Here is a 335-nt window from a genome sequence, read left to right on the forward strand (position 1 = left end):
ATGTCTCCAGTTTGTCTCAACTTAGTCTACTTGCTTTTTCTGGGTTGCTTGGTGGTTTGTTAAAAGAAGGGAAGCGTTTAGGTGTTAGTTTAGGTTTATTAATTGGGACAAGCTTGATTACGCTATATGTAGATAAGCAAACAAACATTGTGACAACTTTAATTGAATCTGGTGTGGCGATTGTGTTCTTCTTATTAACACCGAAACTTGTTATGGATCGTATTGCTAAATTCATGCCAGGCACACAGGAACATTCGCAAGATCAACAACAGTATTTAAGAAGGATGCGTGATGTTACAGCGAATAAAATTAATCAATTTGCCAATGTATTTGCT

The 335-nt window shown here is 36.4% G+C and carries 1 pseudogene; it reads left to right on the forward strand.

The annotated features are described in order from the left end of the window. A pseudogene (locus SB775_RS28205) lies at positions 1-335 on the forward strand (stage II sporulation protein E); the annotation flags it as partial.

Source organism: Peribacillus sp. SIMBA_075 (genome assembly GCF_046534585.1).